This window comes from Rhodococcus sp. 7Tela_A2 (assembly GCF_049311045.1).
Classification (GTDB): domain Bacteria; phylum Actinomycetota; class Actinomycetes; order Mycobacteriales; family Mycobacteriaceae; genus Rhodococcus.
In genome coordinates this window covers 1-14,640 of record NZ_JAXION010000108.1, presented here as the reverse complement: position 1 = coordinate 14,640, position 14,640 = coordinate 1, and the positions used below count along the sequence as shown (strand labels likewise).

Here is a 14,640-nt window from a genome sequence, read left to right as displayed (position 1 = left end):
CCGTGGAGGGGCGCCGCGGTTTAGCCCTGCCCGGCCACGGCGCCGCGCGCCGCGCCTACGCCCCGCCCACCGCAGCCGCGGCCGGCGGGGCTTCGGCGTTGTCACACCGGTCCGGGTGCTGTATCCGCCATGTGGACGAGAAGCAGATCGCAGGCGCGCCGGATGTCGGTCTCGGTCTCCTCGATCGACACTCTGCCGTTCAAGAGCACCAGGATCAGGCCGAACCACACCATCGACAGCAGGCGCACCGCGTCACGATCTGTGTCCGTGGGCTGTTCGATGCCGCCCTGCGCGAGCACGATGCCCTGGAAGACACGCTCCACCTCGACCGAATCCGGCACCACCGATGCGGAGGCGGTGCTGTTGGACACGAGCATGGCGGACGCGAGGCGGGGCCGCGCGACGATCGCGCGCGTCATGACGACAAGCGCGTCGCAGATCGCCTGCGGCGGGGCCACGCCCGGCGGTGGATCGGGCAGTCGTTGCTTCGCGCGTTCGAGTTGGCTCAGGAGCAACGCCACGAAGAGGTGCGTCTTCGACGGGAAATATCGGTACAGCGTGCCGATCGCGACACCCGCGTCCTTCGCGACCTCCGCCATCTGCACCCGGGTGAGTTCATGTTCGGAACCGAGACGGGCGGCAGCGGTCAGGATCCGCACCTGCCGTTCGCGTTGCACGTCCGATGTCGGTTCGGCGCCCTCCCGCGCCTTGGCAATCCTCGGCATCGCCGGCCCCCTTCCTGCAATTGGACGTGCAGATTGTCCCATCGTGCCCGCATCCACCCGGGCGAGGGAGCCGGGTCGCCGGAATCACCGTTGGTCTCGCTCAGTGGGACCGCGCCGGCGGGCAGACATCGGGCGCAGGGATCGGCGCCGCGATTTCGCGTGAACGTCCGCTGAGCGAGAACCGGTTCAGGCGTGGCGCAGGTCACCCATACTCTCGGATTCGTGGACGTCGCCGAACCCAGGCGGCCCGGGATCGAATCGGAGTGAGGCACATGCAGATTCAGTCGCTGACCCAGGAACGTGCGTTCGACGGTGACGTACCCACTCCCGACGAGATGCGCAGGGCGATGGGACGTTTCGCCTCGGGTGTCACCGTGGTGACCGGACTCGACGACGACGGTCCCGTCGGCTTCGCCTGCCAGTCGTTCGCATCCGTCTCACTCGAACCGCCGCTGGTGCTGTTCTGCGCGGATCACCGGGGCCGGGCCTGGCCACGCATCCGGCGCGCCGGCCGGTTCACCGTCAACGTGCTCGGCGCCGAACAGACGGACCTGTGCGGTCGGTTCGGTTCGAGCCGGGGGCACAAGTTCGACGGTCTCGACTGGGAACTGTCCCGATGGGGCACGCCCACCTTGCCGGGCGTGCTCATGCGGGTCCACGCCGAGGTCCACGACGTACACGTCGCCGGGGATCACGACATCGTCGTCGGCCGCGTGACCGAACTCGAATGCCCGGCAGAAGACCGTCCGATGGTCTTCTACCGGGGCGCGTTCGGCCTCGACGGCTGACCGACCGGGGTTACCCGGTGGCGGCGGCGCTGATCCCGGCCCGCCGCCCGAAGAAGCTCCCGTCACCGAGCGAGATCCCGCTGCAATATCCTCCGGCAGACAATCCGGAGGTGCAGCGGCCCGCCGCGTACAGGCCCGGTATCGGATCGCCGTCGACGTGCAGGACCTCCGAGTCCACCGATGTCCGGAGACCGCCCAGCGTGAAACCACCGGTCATGCCGCGCAGGTCGATCGCAGCGATCGGCGACCCGATCGGCTTGACCCATTCGGGCTTCTTCCCGAGCACAGGATCGGTGCCTGCGGCGGCGTGCCGGTTGTACAACTCCACGGTGGCGGTCAGGGTGCCCTCGGGCAGACCCATCTCCGATTCGAGTTCGGCGACGCTCTCGCACACCCAGGTCGGCTGCCTGCGAAGCTGCGGGCTCGAACTCGGCGCTGCCATCCCTTCTTCGTACGCCGCCTGGTCGAGGACGAGAAACGCCTGGTTGTCGTTCTGGTACATGGTGAGCTGACCGATGCGGCCCGGATAGGTGTCCTCGGGGACGTACCGCTGTCCTCGTCCGTTGACGAGGATGCCGCGGGCCATCAGCTGGGGGTCGCAGAAGAAGGCGACCTCGCACGCGTCCATGTGCGCCAGTCCCGCACCGAGCGCCTGCGCCATGAGGATGGCGCGACCGTCGTGCTCCTCGACCGTCGCGGCGGGCCGCTTGTAGAGACGCGGCGCGTAGGCCTGCATCATCTCGTCGTTGTACGCGAACGAGCCGGTCGCGAGCACCACACCGCCGTGCGCGCGGACGGTGATCTCCTGTCCGAATCGGGTCGCGGTCACACCGACGACACGGCCGGTGCCGTCGACGACCAGGCGCTGCACCCGGATGTCGGATTCCACGCGGACACCGAGGTCGGTCGCCTTTCCGATCAGCGTGGTCATCAGAACGTGCCCGGCTCCCTGCTCGCCGTTGCGCGGCATCGGGACCTGCGCGAGGTGTCCGCGGGGCGCCGGCGGCACGAGTGTGTCGAACGGTGCCGCGTTCTCTCCCCCGCTGTACATCAGGGAGTCGTCGACGGGGCATTCCCAGCCGGGCTGGGACCAGAAACTTTCCTTGTACCGGACCCCGCACGCTTCGAGCCACTCGAAATGCTGCACGCTGCCGTCGCAGTAGACATCGAGTTTGTCCTGGTCGACTCCCGGCCCCAGCGCCTCGGCGAGAAACGTCTTCATGTTCTCGGGGGTGTCGTCGAATCCGCACGCCTTCTGCACCCGGGTGCCGCCGCCGAGGTACACGATGCCCCCGGACAACGCGGCCGCTCCACCGCCGCCGCCGGTGCGCTCGAGTACCAGCACATCGGCGCCGTTCTCCGCAGCACCGATCGCCGCGGACACCCCCGCAATGCCGTATCCCGCGATCACGACGTCGGCCTCGAAATCCCAGGTGCCGACGGTCTCGGAGGAAATCGGACGAATCGGTGAACTACTCATGGGCACAGCCCCTTCCGCATTACAGCCCAGTGGTCTCCTGCGGACCGTAAGCGGACCCGGACCGGTCGGCCGGGAGTATCCCGCTGGTCGGGAGCACGCCCACGCGCAGCGCCGCACATGCGCTTGCGTAGGTGCGACACCCACCACAACCGAGAGGACAACTCCCGTGCAGGACAACACCAGTGAATTCGACGTCATCGTCGTCGGATCGGGCGGCGGGGCGCTGGCAGGCGCATACTCCGCCGCTGCGGCCGGTCTGCGCACCGTCGTTCTGGAGAAGACCGGACTGTTCGGCGGCACCTCGTCGTACTCCGGCGGGGCGATGTGGCTGCCCGGCACCACGGTCCAGGAACGAGCGGGCCTCGGCGACTCGACCGACGCGGCACGCACCTATCTCGCGGCCGTACTGGGCGACGCGGAGAAGGATCGTCAGGAAGCGTTCCTGACCACGGCCCCGGTGCTCGTCGACTTCCTCGAGCGCGACCCGCACCTCGAATTCGAGTGGCGCCCCTTCCCCGACTACTACCCCGCACCGGGGCGTGTGGACGTGGGACGCGCGATCAATGCCCTGGACCTGCCGAGCGAACAGATCGGTGCTCTCCGTGAGCGAATTCGCCCCGAACCGGGACTCGATCGCAACGGTGAACCGCACCCCGACGAAACCCTCATCGCGGGACGCGCCCTGATCGGACGGCTGCTCCTTGCCCTGCAGGGCACCGGCAACGCGGACCTGCGTACCGGCACCGCCGTGCGGTCGCTGATCGTCGAGAACGACCGGGTCGTGGGGGTGGAAGCGCTCACCGAGTCCGGGGAAACCGTCCGGATCCGCGCGACCCGCGGCGTGCTGCTCGCCGCCGGCGGCATCGAAGGCAACCAGGACATGCGCAGCGAGCACGGCACTCCCGGTGCCGCGGCGTGGAGCATGGGCCCGCGCGGTGCCAACACCGGCGATCTGCACGTCGCGGCCGCCGACGCAGGTGCCGCGATCGCGTTGACGGACGAGGCGTGGTGGTGCCCCGGCGTCGAGATGCCGGACGGATCGGGCGCATTCATGGTGTGCGTGCGCGGCGGCGTCCTCGTCGACGCGGACGGCCGGCGCTACCTCAACGAAATGCAGCCGTACGACCGGTTCGGGCGGGAGATGCTGGCACACGGCGTGTCGCGGTCGGTGCCGTCGTACCTGATCTTCGACTCGCGTGAAGGTGGGCCGGTACTGCCGGCCATGTCGATTCCCGAGGCGAGCGCGGACGATCATCTCGCCGCCGGAACGTGGGTGCGCGCCGACAGCATCGAAGAACTCGCCGCACAACTCGGCATGGACGCGGACGCCCTGCGATCGACCGTCGAGCGCTTCAACGACTCGGCGGCCACCGGAGTCGACGAGGACTTCGCGCGAGGTGAAGACCCCTACGACGTGTTCTTCTGCCCGCCGAGCGAGAACCCCAACCGCGCCCTCACCGCCCTGACCGAGGCACCGTTCTACGCGGCCCGGATCGTTCTCAGCGATCTCGGGACGAAGGGCGGGGTGCGCACCGATACCGATGCGCGGGTGCTCCGTGAGGACGGTTCGGCGATCGCCGGGTTGTATGCGGCAGGCAACACCGCTGCGTCACTCAGCGGCCGGTTCTATCCCGCGCCCGGAACTCCGCTGGGAACGGCGATGGTGTTTGCCTACCGCGCGGCCCAGCACATGGCGCAGGCGGACTCGGTACTCCCCGGCGCTGCCGTGACCGAGAGCTAGACGAGGTTGTCTTCGACGGGCAGCCCGAAGGCGTCCTTCCCGTAGAGGGCGAAGGCGCGTTCGGGCTCGTTCGCGACGTGCATGCTCCCGGCATGCGCGTCGCGCCACGCCCGTTCGATGACGTTGCCGAGAAACAAGGACGTTCCACCGGCGGTCTTGAACAGCAGATCGATTGCTTCGACGGCCCGTTCGGTGGCTCGTACCTGATCGCGCCTGGTTCGTAGCCGCAGGGAGAAGGGGATGTCGTCTCCGGCCTCTGCGAGTCGCCAGAGTTCCCGGATGTTCCGTTCGAGTTGCAGTACCGCGGCATCGATTTCCGAGGACGCGCGCCCCACCGCGACCTGCGCGAACGGGTCGTCGGCGAACCGTCCGCCACCGAGGCTCAGCCGCACCCGTTCCCGCATCGCCGCGAGGTACTCGTCGTAGCAACCCTCGACCACGCCGACGATCGGCACGGCGACGGTGGTCGCGAAGAGCGACGCGAACGGAAGCCGGTACAGGGGGCCGGCATTGACTTTCTGACCGGGACCGCGAAGGTTCGCGGTGTCGAAGTTGCGCACGACCCGGTACGAAGGAACGAACACGTCGTCGACGGTGATCTCGTTACTGCTCGTTCCCCGCATGCCGACGACGTTCCACACGTCGCGAATCGAGTAGTCGTCACGCGGAACGAGTGCGGTGACGAAATCCAGCGGTCTACCGTCCGCGCCGACGACCATCCCGCCCAGCAGTGCCCACGACGCGTACTCGCATCCGGACGAGAACATCCACGTCCCCGACAACCGGTAACCGTCGCCGACCTGCCGGAGCCTGCCGACCGGCGCGTACGCGGACGACACGAGTGTCGACTCGTCGCGGCCCCAGACGTCGTGCTGTGCGCGGTCGGGGAACAGCGCGAGATGCCAGGGATGCACACCGACGACCGATGCGATCCATCCCGTCGACCCACATGCCGCCGACAGCGCCCGCACAACCTCGTAGAACCGCATGGGGTCGGTTTCGGTCCCGCCGTAGCGTCGCGGTTGCAGCATCCGGAAGACGCCGGCGGCAACCAGTTCCGCGATCGTCTCGTCGGGAATCCTGCGCGACTCGTCGATGTGCGCGGCCCGAGCCGCCAATCCGGGTGCGAGTTCCCGTACCGCGTCGAGCACATGGCAAGGCGTCATGGAGTGCGCTCCCGTCCTGCTACCCCGTCAGTGCGACGGCGGAGTGAATGCCGCCAGGGGTTCGGACGCCGACCAGTCGTGTCCCCAATAGCTGTCTGCGGTGATTTCCTCTGCCGTGTAGAAGGTCTCGTCCACGAGCATTCCTTCGGTACCGAATTCGATGTCCCAGCCGCCCGGTGCCCGGACATAGAACGAGACCATCTTGTCGTTGGTATGCCGGCCGAGCGTCGACGAAATCGAGAAACCCAGCTTGCCGATCCGGTCGAGTGCCTGACCCACCGCGTCGAGGGTGTCCACCTCGAGCATGAGATGGACCAGACCCGGTGCGCCGAGCGGCGGCGCGGGGCACAACGCCAGGCTGTGGTGCCGGCGGTTGACGCCGAGGAAACGCACGCGCCGGACGGGAGGCGGCGCGGACAGACCACCGAGGCGGGTCGCACCCCGGGGAAGGAAACCCAGTACCTCGGTATAGAACTCGTACGATTCGGCGAACATCGCGGAGGGGAGCACCACGTGCCCGAGGCCCTCCGGCCCGGTGTGGAACGTGCCGCCGAACGGAGTCACGAGCGGGCTGTGGTCGAGTACGGGGCCGAAGAACACCTCGGTACGGGTGCCGCCCGGATCGTCGAAGGCGATGACCTGTTCGGCGTCGCGGTACGTGGACTCCTCCTCGCTCAGCACCTCGACCGAGATGCCGGCCTTCTCGACCGCTTCCCGGACACGCCGGAGCGCGAATTCGTCGCGCACCTCCCAGCCCACCGCCAGGGCACGGTCGGTGTCGCCCGGAAGGACGATCAGGCGTGAGCGCCGCTCGTCGATCCGCAGGTAGAGCCCGTCGCTCTCGGGTCCGGTGCCGACGGCCATCCCCAGCCCGTCGACGACGAGTTCACGCCAGCGAGCCACGTCGCGGGTCTGAATCCTGACATAGCCGAGTCCACGGATATCCGTCATGTCCGTCCTTTCCTGCCTGGGGGGTGGAACTAGATCATCGAGCGCATCATGCCCTGCGGTTCCTCACCGAGCTGGGTGAGCGTCGCCGCATGGAAGATCGATCCGGGCACGTGGATGGCGTGGCTCAGACCGGCGTGGGCATCGCGCCAGAAACGCTGGAGCGGGTTGCTCAACTGCAGGGCACCGCCGCCCGCGCGGCCGAAGATCTCGTCGACCGCGGCCACCGCACGCCACGCGGCAGCGGTCTGCGTCCGCCTGCCGACGGCACGCATCTCGAAGGTGACCTCCTTGCCGCGCTCGGTGAGATCCCAGAACCGGTCGACGGTCTCGAGGACGGCGGCACGCGAGGCGGCGATCTCCGCGGCCGCGTTGCCGAGCGCGGACAGCACGTACGGATCCTGCTTGATCGCGGTTCCGGAGACGGTGACCCGTTCGCGCTGCGTCTCGATGTAGCAGTTGAGGGCGCCCTCGGCGATACCGATGAGCGACGAGGTGATGCCCAGCGGGAAGATGCACGAGAAGGGGAACTTGTAGAGCGTCTCCTCGCGTCCGGCGTCCTGCCACGCCACGCCGCCCATCACCCGTTCCGCCGCCAGCGTGCGGTACGCCGGGAGAAAGGCGTTCTCGACGATGAGGTCCTTGGAGCCGGTGCCACGCAGGCCGACGACGTTCCAGCTCTCGTGGTCGATGCGGTAGTCGGATCTCGGCACCAGCACGTGCAGGCTCTTCGGCGGAGACACCCGCTTGCCGTCCTTGTCGCCGACTGCCGCACCGATCATCACCCAGTCGCAGTGATCGGTGCCCGACGAGAACGACCAGCGGCCGTTGAGGATGTATCCACCGTCGACGGGAGTCGCCACGCCCATCGGCGCGTAGGGCGAGGCGATCCAGGTGTCGGGGTTCTCGCCCCACACTTCCTGCTGCGCCTTCGGGTCGAAGAACGCCATCTCCCAGGGATGTACACCCACGATGCCGCTGACCCAGCCCGTCGCGCCGTCCATCGCGCCGATGGCCATCGCCGTCTCCGCGAACTCTCGCGGGTGAGCCTCGAGGCCGCCGAATTCCTTGGGCTGCAACATCCGGATGACGCCTGCGTCGCGGAGCCGTCCGGCACTGCGGTCGGTCAGACGCATGAGCGTGTCACCCTCGGCGCCGTCCGCCCGGATTTCGTCTGCAAACTCTGCGAGGGAGTCGAGGACCTGTCCCATGATGTCTCCAGCTTTCTGATGGCGACGCCCGGTCACCGTGCGAATGTGCTGCCGGCGGCGTCGGAGTTCCGGTGGTGGCTACGGTCTCAAGAGATCGCAGCCGTGCTCCGGAAATGTTCCACTGAGCGGGATCTACCGGGGCCGAGGGTGTTCAGACGGTCAGGACGCCGTGGCGTCGTCCCGCTTCAGGAACGCCAGGACCGTCGCGAGCCACGCGTCGCGGGCCTCGATCATCGTCCAGTGCCCGCAGTTGGGGAACACGTGCAGTTCTCCGCGGCGCAGGTCCCGCATCGGGAGCATCGCCATGTCGACCGGGCTGACCCGGTCGTCACGGCCCCATGTGAGCAGGGTCGGTGCGGTGATCCGGCCGAGTTGCGCCCAGTAGGGGGTGGCGTCGGAGGCGAGGGCCGCCCGCCCGGCCGCGGCGAATGCCGCGGTGCTGTACATGCGACGCGCGATTTCCAGGGTCTTGGGCTCGGTGGCCAGTGCCCACCGCTCCTCGATGAGCTCTTCGGTGATGATCGCCGGGTCGTACACCATGGAATGCAGCCAGCGGACGAGCTTTTCGCGTGTCGGATCGTCCGTGAACTCCATCAGAAGCTTGATGCCCTCGCCCGGTGCCGGCGCGAAGACCGAACGTCCTGCGCCGCCGATGGTGACAAGCTTGCTCACCCGGTCGGGCTGTGCGATCGCGAACTGGGTACCGACGATGCCGCCCATCGAGTTGCCGATGATCGCTGTCCGGTCGAGGCCCAGTCCGTCGAGGAAGTCGGCGACCGCTACCGACGCCATCGCCATCGGGTGACCCTCGCATGGGTCACTGACCCCGAATCCGGGAAACTCCAGGACGAGGCACCGAAAGTGCTCGGAAAGGTCGGCGAGCACGCCGCGATAGTTGCGCCATCCGGTGACTCCGGGGCCGGACCCGTGCAGAAGGACGAGCGGTTCTCCGGCACCTGCCTCGTGGTAGCGGAGGGTGCCCCGGTCGGTCTCGAGCGTCCTGGCAGTCTCGTCGTAACTCAATTCGGTCGTCATATCCGAGACGTTCCCAGTGACGGCCCTCACGCGGCGCGCGACCTCCCGGTCACCGGGACGTGCCGGGCGGTCGTCGGTCGTGGCGGGTTATATCCACTCCCCCGATTGGGTGGCGAGCAGCCGCTCCATGGCGTGCGAGGACCACGACTCTGCGGGGACCCGCGCCGTGCGGGTGCCCCGCCGGGGAACGCTCAGTTCGGGATACAGCGCGCGCGAAACGTCGCGGGCCGCCGCCGCGACGAGCGGCGCGGTCCGTTCGAGAAGACCCGCGCGGGTGGGACCGCACAGGGAGATCGAGGCGATGGGCCCCTCGGGTCCCCGAATGGCGGCACCGACACATGCCATCCCGACCGCGGACTCACCGGTTTCGAATGCCAGACCGCGCCGGCTACGGATGCGGTTGAGTTCGAGATGCAGAGTCGACAGATCGTGGATGGTGCGGTCTGTACGGCGGGCGAGCCGCTCGTCGTAGAGGTCGTCGACCTGCTCGGGCTCGAGGCCTGCGAGCAAGGCTTTTCCGCACGCGCTGGCGTAGGCGGGAACCCGGCCGCCGACACGGGACGGCAGTGCCGCGGCGAGCTGGCCGCCGATCTTGTCGAGATAGACGCAGTCACCGCCGTCGAGCACCGCGAGGTGCGCGACCATGCCCGTGGTCATGTGGAGTTCGTAGAGCAGCGGAGCGGCGGCTTCCCGGATCCGGATGTGGCCGTTGTCGCCTTCGGTCATGGCCTTCGCCCGCCGGCCCAGGCAGTAACCGAACGACGCGTGGTCGATCCAGTCGAGCCGAACCATCTGGTCGAGGATGCGATGAACGGTCGAGCGCGGCAGTCGCGTGCGGCACGCGACCTCTTCGAGAGTGAGACGAGACGAGCGATCGTCGAAGGCATCGAGGATCAGGGTCATGCGTTCCACCATCGACGCGGGAAGCTCGCGCTTCGCGGACTCGGCCGGTTTCGCGTAGTCGGACTCTGACATCGGCACCCTTTCGTTCACCTGCACAGAACCCACAGAACGACAAACTGAAATTCATTCTTGTGGTCTGCACCAAAGGGTACTACGGAAGGTGACGAAGTACACACACCGCCCGCACATCCCACTGACCAGGAAGAACCTGTCCACCGATCTGCGGCGCCGGTACAACCGGAGAGCAAGGTGCCCGATCGACCTGCAGTCGTCACGGCAATCGCGTGACCACCGACGAAAGTGCCGAAACAGCCATGACCGAAGTCCCCTCCGCTCTCTTCCGCCCGCTCGCCGTCCGCTCCCTTCGGCTGCGCAACCGCATCGTAATGTCGCCGATGACGCGGTCGCACTCGCCGGGTGGAGTACCGGGACCGGACGTGGCCGAGTACTACCGGCGCCGTGCCGCCGGGGGCACGGCACTCATCGTCACCGAGGGAGTGGCGATCGACCACCCCACCGCCGTCGACAACCCCCGCGTGCCTCACATGTACGGCGAGGCCGCACTCGACGGGTGGCGCCGCGTCGTCGACGCGGTCCACGCCGAAGGCGGCCGGATCATTCCGCAGCTCTGGCACGTCGGGCCGCTGTGGGGAGCCATGACGGCAGATGTCGATCCCGCCCTGACCCCGATGCGGCCGTCGGGAGTGTGGGGAGAACCCGGCGTCACCTCGTACGGAGCCGACTATGTCGCCCGCGCGTCGAAGCCCACGCGCGCCATGACCGACGAGGACATCACGCAGGTCGTCGACGCATACTCCCGTGCCGCAGCGGCTGCGAAGGAAGTCGGATTCGACGGCGTCGCGCTGCACGGCGGTCACGGTTACCTGCTCGACTCGTTCCTCTGGGAAGGAACCAACCTGCGCGAGGACCGCTGGGGCGGCGACCTCCGAGACCGGACCCGATTCCCCGCGGCAGTCGTGGCAGCCATTCGCGCGACCATCGGTGAGGACCTGCCGATCTTCTATCGATTCTCGCAGCACAAGCAACAGGACTACGAAGCCAAGATCGCGCACACGCCGGACGAGCTGAAGGCCGTCCTCTCGCCGCTGGCCGACGCCGGCGTGGACGTGTTCGACGCAAGCATCCGCCGCTTCGATCTGCCCGCGTTCGAGGGCAGCGACCTCACCCTCGCCGGATGGGCCAAGAAGGTCACGGGCGCCGTGTCCATGGCGGTCGGAAGCGTCGGCATCGGCGCAACCCTGCGCGAGAGCCGCACCCAGGGCAGCGCTCCCGTCCGAGACAACCTTCCGGAACTCGAAAGCCGGATGGGCAGGGACGAATTCGATCTGATCGCCATCGGGCGACTTCATCTCGCCGATCCCACGCTCGCGACGACGTTGCGCAACGGCGCGGCGCTGCCGGAATTCGACCGCACCGTCCACGAGGCGGCACTGCTCTGATCTCGGTGCACCGGAGATGTCGGCAGTCTCGATGAGCGGGAACACAACTCGGAGAGTTTGTTACCTCATCTAGAAAGTGATGCGCACCACTCCCGACTGGAGTGAGGAAACCCCGCGGGCCACGACGGGCCGCCGAGAGTCTGGATGCGCAGTGACGTCATACGCTAACGAGCTATCCCACCGGGAGCCCGAACATACTTCCGGCCGAGGACGATTCGACCGCAGGCAACCCGTCTGGGTAATCGTGGCGGTGTTGATCGCCGTCGAGATCATCAGCGCTTTCGAAACTTCCATGATGTTCGCAGCGATCCCCACGCTCATCACGGATTTCGACAGCGACGCGTCGACCGTCGGCTGGGCCGTCACCTCGTTCCTCCTCGTCGCGGCCGCATCTGCCGCGGTCTGTGGCCGCCTCGGCGACATGTACGGACGTGAACGGGTATTGATCGTTCTTCTGGTGGTCGCAGCGGTGGGTTCCATCATCAGCGCCGCGGGCGACAGTCTCACCAGCATCATCGTCGGCCGCACCATCCAGGGTGTTGCCGGCGCGATCCTTCCGTTGTGCATCGGCCTCGCACGTGAGCACCTTCCGTCGGGCAAGGTTCCCGTCGCCGTCGCGCTGATCTCGGGATCCGCCGTTGCGGCGGGTTCGGCGTCACTGCTGGTCGCGGGGCTGCTCATCGACTACGCCAGCTGGCACATGATCTTCGTCGTCGCTGCCGCGTACTCGGTGTTCGCGATTCTGCTCGTGTGGTTCGTCCTGCCGTGGCGGCCGCCGACCGGCACGAAGGAGAAAATCGACTACGTCGGAGCGGTGACATTCGCGGCATCCGTCGCTGCGATCCTCCTCGGCGTCAACAAGTCGCAGGCCTGGGGCTGGGCCGACGGCCGGACCCTCGGCCTGATCGTCGGTGGCGCCGTCGTACTCGTTCTGCTCGTGCGGTGGGAGTTGCGCGTGCCGTCACCGATCATCAATGTGCGCCTCTTCGCCGGACGCAAGTTCTCGCTGACGATGCTCGCGACGGTCGCGATCGCCGCAGGACCGATGGGCGTCGCCACCATGATCATCCCGATCATCATGCAGACACCCACGTCGGACGGCTTCGGCCTGGGCCTGAGCGCGACGCACGCGGGCTGGTTGTCCTTCATCGGGTCGATGTTCGGTTTCGCGTGCACACCCCTCAGCGGCCGTATCTCGGCGGCCGTCGGGTCCCGCGTATCGATGTTGATCGGCAGCATTCTCTTCGTCGCCAGCACCGTGACCATGATGACCGCTCACAATTCGGTCGTGGCGATGACCGCGATGGTCGTGGTGGTGTCGGTCGCCACCGCATTCGCCTACACCGCCCTGCCGAACCTCATCGTCGAGGCCGTGCCCGAACGCAACACGAGCGAGGCGACCGGCACGAATGCGGTGCTGCGTACCGCAGGACAGGGTGTCGGCACGTCCGTCGCCACCATGTTGCTCGCGTTCGCGGCCACTCCGATCGGTGGCCTGAACATGATCGGCGTCATGTTCCTGGTACTGGCGTTCATCGCGATCGCGCTCACCGTGATGATTCCCCGTGGCGTCCCGGACGCAGTCGCCTCCTGACCCATCCGACGTCTTCTCGTTTCCTCCCGGCATGAGGAGGCACCCGGCGCGCCCGGTCCCGCCCGGGCGCGCAGTGCGTTCATCCAGAGGCCGGCCGACTGTGTCTACTCGGGCGTTCCATGTATGTCGGGCCGTAGGCAACAAATCCGAACCGGGAGTAGAGCGGCTGCGCATCCTCCGTATGCAGCATCCACCGGAAGTCTGCTGCGTCGATATCCGACAGCAGGCACTCGAGCACGGCGCTCCCGACGCCGTCGCCCCGATGCTCCGGGAAGACGAATCCGTCTGCGATGTACCCGTAGGCGACACCGTCGGACGACACCCGGACCGCGCCGAGCAGTTGCCCGGAGTCCGGCTCCCTCGCGGCGTAGATCTTCCAGGCACTCTCGAATTGTTGCCGTATCCGATCGCGCGACCGCCACCTGTTCCAGTAGGCGTCGCCGGTCAGAAAATCCAGGACACGGGACAGTTCGTCCTCCGACAGTCGATTGTCGACGACGATGCTCATGGATCGCCCCCCTTCCAGCACTGTGCTCGCGACTACAGTGCCGCACGCAGAAAGCCCCGTCCAGCCCTGCGATCAGGGCGGGACGGGGCAGTCATCCCTGGTGAGGGAGTCGACAGTTCTGTCAGCGGTTCATCAGGGCACGCATCGCTTTCGCTGCTCCTTCGACCAGCTCGCGACGAGGGAATCCGCTGCGCTTCACCGCTGCGTCGTAGTTTCCGCCCGCGATCCACACCGGACCGTCCTCGAGATGTTCGAGGCCTTCGCGTGCAACATCTTCCGACTCCGAGACACGCATGCCGGGGACATCGAAGTTCAGTCCGGCGCGCACCATCGCGGGGGTGCGCGTGACACCGAGGACGAGTTCGACGACGTGGACACCGTGGGGTGCGAGTTCGAGCCACAGGCTCTCCGCGAACACCCGGCTGAACGCCTTCGACGCCGAGTAGATGCTCTGGTGTTCCGAGCCCATGTATCCCGCGAGGGAGCCGAGCAGCATGATGCCGCCGCGGCCCCGCTCCTTCATCGGCGCACCGAACAGTTGCGCGAGTTCGACCTGACGGTGCACGTTGAGGTCGATCACGCCGCGGAATCCCTCGAGGTCGCCGGTGACGAACTCGTGTCCGTAGCTGTTGGCTCCCGCATTGAAGATGAACAACCCCACCTCGAGATCCGCTGTCGCGGCGCGGATCTCGTCGACTGCGTCGGCGGCGAGCAGATCGAGCGCGAGAGTGCGTACCTGTACGCCGTTCTCGCGGGCGCGGTCCGCGGTCTCCTCGAGCGGTCCGGGCTTCCGTGCGATGAGCACGAGATCGAATCCGGCACGGCTCAATTCGTCAGCGAAGGCGGCGCCGACACCCTCCGATCCTCCGGCGATCACGGCCCACGGGCCGTACTGTGCACGATCGAGGTTGAGGGGTTCGGTCATCGCGGATCCTCCGGAGTGGTCGGGTCGAAGCTTCATTGGACAACAGGTGCTGGCACGGGCGCGTCGTCGTAGACGTCGAGGACGCCCGACGCCGCCGCGCGTGTGATGGTTTCCGCGAGCCGGGTGCACGCCATGCGCGGGGCACCCGGGCGGGCG

13 protein-coding genes are annotated in these 14,640 nt (G+C 67.5%); 4 read left to right on the top strand and 9 right to left on the bottom strand.

Translation table 11 applies throughout. The features are described from left to right. Positions 1-101 precede the first annotated feature (101 nt). Positions 102-725 (bottom strand): TetR family transcriptional regulator, encoded by a 624-nt coding sequence (locus tag TVH25_RS17325; RefSeq protein ID WP_422424962.1) that lies wholly within the window; start codon positions 723-725, stop codon positions 102-104. A 272-nt stretch (positions 726-997) separates the two neighbouring features. On the opposite strand from TVH25_RS17325, the gene TVH25_RS17320 reads away from it, so the two are divergent. After that, positions 998-1,513 (top strand): flavin reductase family protein, encoded by a 516-nt coding sequence (locus TVH25_RS17320; protein ID WP_422424961.1) that lies wholly within the window; start codon positions 998-1,000, stop codon positions 1,511-1,513. 10 nt (positions 1,514-1,523) lie between these two features. On the opposite strand, the gene TVH25_RS17315 is transcribed toward TVH25_RS17320, so the two are convergent. Beyond that, on the bottom strand, positions 1,524-2,993 hold the full coding sequence (locus tag TVH25_RS17315) for an FAD-dependent oxidoreductase (protein WP_422424960.1): 1,470 nt from the start codon (positions 2,991-2,993) through the stop codon (positions 1,524-1,526). Between the two features lie 166 nt (positions 2,994-3,159). Here TVH25_RS17315 and TVH25_RS17310 point away from each other — a divergent pair, with 166 nt between their 5' ends. After that, positions 3,160-4,734: an FAD-dependent oxidoreductase gene (locus TVH25_RS17310; RefSeq protein ID WP_296550242.1), complete on the top strand. Its 1,575-nt coding sequence runs from the start codon at positions 3,160-3,162 to the stop codon at positions 4,732-4,734. On the opposite strand, the gene hsaA is transcribed toward TVH25_RS17310, so the two are convergent. The 5 genes from hsaA to TVH25_RS17285 all read right to left on the bottom strand — a co-directional run bounded on the left by hsaA (position 4,731) and on the right by TVH25_RS17285 (position 10,069). After that, positions 4,731-5,900 carry a 3-hydroxy-9,10-secoandrosta-1,3,5(10)-triene-9,17-dione monooxygenase oxygenase subunit gene (gene hsaA, locus TVH25_RS17305; RefSeq protein WP_169652024.1) on the bottom strand — a complete coding sequence of 390 codons (1,170 nt, stop codon included), beginning with the start codon at positions 5,898-5,900 and terminating at the stop codon, positions 4,731-4,733. The genes TVH25_RS17310 and hsaA overlap by 4 nt on opposite strands. Before the next feature lie 27 nt (positions 5,901-5,927). Then, a complete protein-coding gene (locus TVH25_RS17300) occupies positions 5,928-6,851 on the bottom strand; it encodes a VOC family protein (protein ID WP_169623111.1) in 924 nt (307 codons plus the stop codon). A 29-nt stretch (positions 6,852-6,880) separates the two neighbouring features. Next, positions 6,881-8,059 (bottom strand): acyl-CoA dehydrogenase family protein, encoded by a 1,179-nt coding sequence (locus TVH25_RS17295; RefSeq protein WP_169623110.1) that lies wholly within the window; start codon positions 8,057-8,059, stop codon positions 6,881-6,883. Positions 8,060-8,218: 159 nt separating this feature from the next. Then, complete coding sequence (locus TVH25_RS17290) at positions 8,219-9,094, bottom strand: alpha/beta fold hydrolase (RefSeq protein ID WP_169623109.1); 876 nt, start codon at positions 9,092-9,094, stop codon at positions 8,219-8,221. Positions 9,095-9,181: 87 nt separating this feature from the next. Then, entirely contained in the window at positions 9,182-10,069 is an 888-nt protein-coding gene (locus tag TVH25_RS17285; RefSeq protein ID WP_169623108.1) for an IclR family transcriptional regulator, read from the bottom strand. A gap of 242 nt (positions 10,070-10,311) precedes the next feature. On the opposite strand from TVH25_RS17285, the gene TVH25_RS17280 reads away from it, so the two are divergent. Together TVH25_RS17280 and TVH25_RS17275 are read left to right on the top strand one after the other, a co-directional pair. Continuing rightward, on the top strand, positions 10,312-11,457 hold the full coding sequence (locus TVH25_RS17280) for a 12-oxophytodienoate reductase (RefSeq protein ID WP_169623130.1): 1,146 nt from the start codon (positions 10,312-10,314) through the stop codon (positions 11,455-11,457). 244 nt (positions 11,458-11,701) lie between these two features. After that, a complete protein-coding gene (locus tag TVH25_RS17275) occupies positions 11,702-13,051 on the top strand; it encodes an MFS transporter (RefSeq protein WP_296550238.1) in 1,350 nt (449 codons plus the stop codon). 79 nt (positions 13,052-13,130) lie between these two features. On the opposite strand, the gene TVH25_RS17270 is transcribed toward TVH25_RS17275, so the two are convergent. Continuing rightward, complete coding sequence (locus tag TVH25_RS17270; protein ID WP_169623106.1) at positions 13,131-13,559, bottom strand: GNAT family N-acetyltransferase; 429 nt, start codon at positions 13,557-13,559, stop codon at positions 13,131-13,133. A 121-nt stretch (positions 13,560-13,680) separates the two neighbouring features. Beyond that, positions 13,681-14,484, bottom strand: coding sequence for an SDR family NAD(P)-dependent oxidoreductase (locus tag TVH25_RS17265; protein ID WP_296550236.1), 804 nt, complete (start codon positions 14,482-14,484; stop codon positions 13,681-13,683). Positions 14,485-14,640 lie beyond the last annotated feature (156 nt).

Coding starts and splice junctions, on each gene's coding strand:
- TVH25_RS17325 (WP_422424962.1), bottom strand. CDS start 725: ATGCCGAGGATTGCCAAGGCGCGGGAGGGCGCCGAACCGACATCGGAC.
- TVH25_RS17320 (WP_422424961.1), top strand. CDS start 998: ATGCAGATTCAGTCGCTGACCCAGGAACGTGCGTTCGACGGTGACGTA.
- TVH25_RS17315 (WP_422424960.1), bottom strand. CDS start 2,993: ATGAGTAGTTCACCGATTCGTCCGATTTCCTCCGAGACCGTCGGCACC.
- hsaA (WP_169652024.1), bottom strand. CDS start 5,900: ATGACGCCTTGCCATGTGCTCGACGCGGTACGGGAACTCGCACCCGGA.
- TVH25_RS17300 (WP_169623111.1), bottom strand. CDS start 6,851: ATGACGGATATCCGTGGACTCGGCTATGTCAGGATTCAGACCCGCGAC.
- TVH25_RS17295 (WP_169623110.1), bottom strand. CDS start 8,059: ATGGGACAGGTCCTCGACTCCCTCGCAGAGTTTGCAGACGAAATCCGG.
- TVH25_RS17290 (WP_169623109.1), bottom strand. CDS start 9,094: ATGACGACCGAATTGAGTTACGACGAGACTGCCAGGACGCTCGAGACC.
- TVH25_RS17285 (WP_169623108.1), bottom strand. CDS start 10,069: ATGTCAGAGTCCGACTACGCGAAACCGGCCGAGTCCGCGAAGCGCGAG.
- TVH25_RS17280 (WP_169623130.1), top strand. CDS start 10,312: ATGACCGAAGTCCCCTCCGCTCTCTTCCGCCCGCTCGCCGTCCGCTCC.
- TVH25_RS17270 (WP_169623106.1), bottom strand. CDS start 13,559: ATGAGCATCGTCGTCGACAATCGACTGTCGGAGGACGAACTGTCCCGT.
- TVH25_RS17265 (WP_296550236.1), bottom strand. CDS start 14,484: ATGACCGAACCCCTCAACCTCGATCGTGCACAGTACGGCCCGTGGGCC.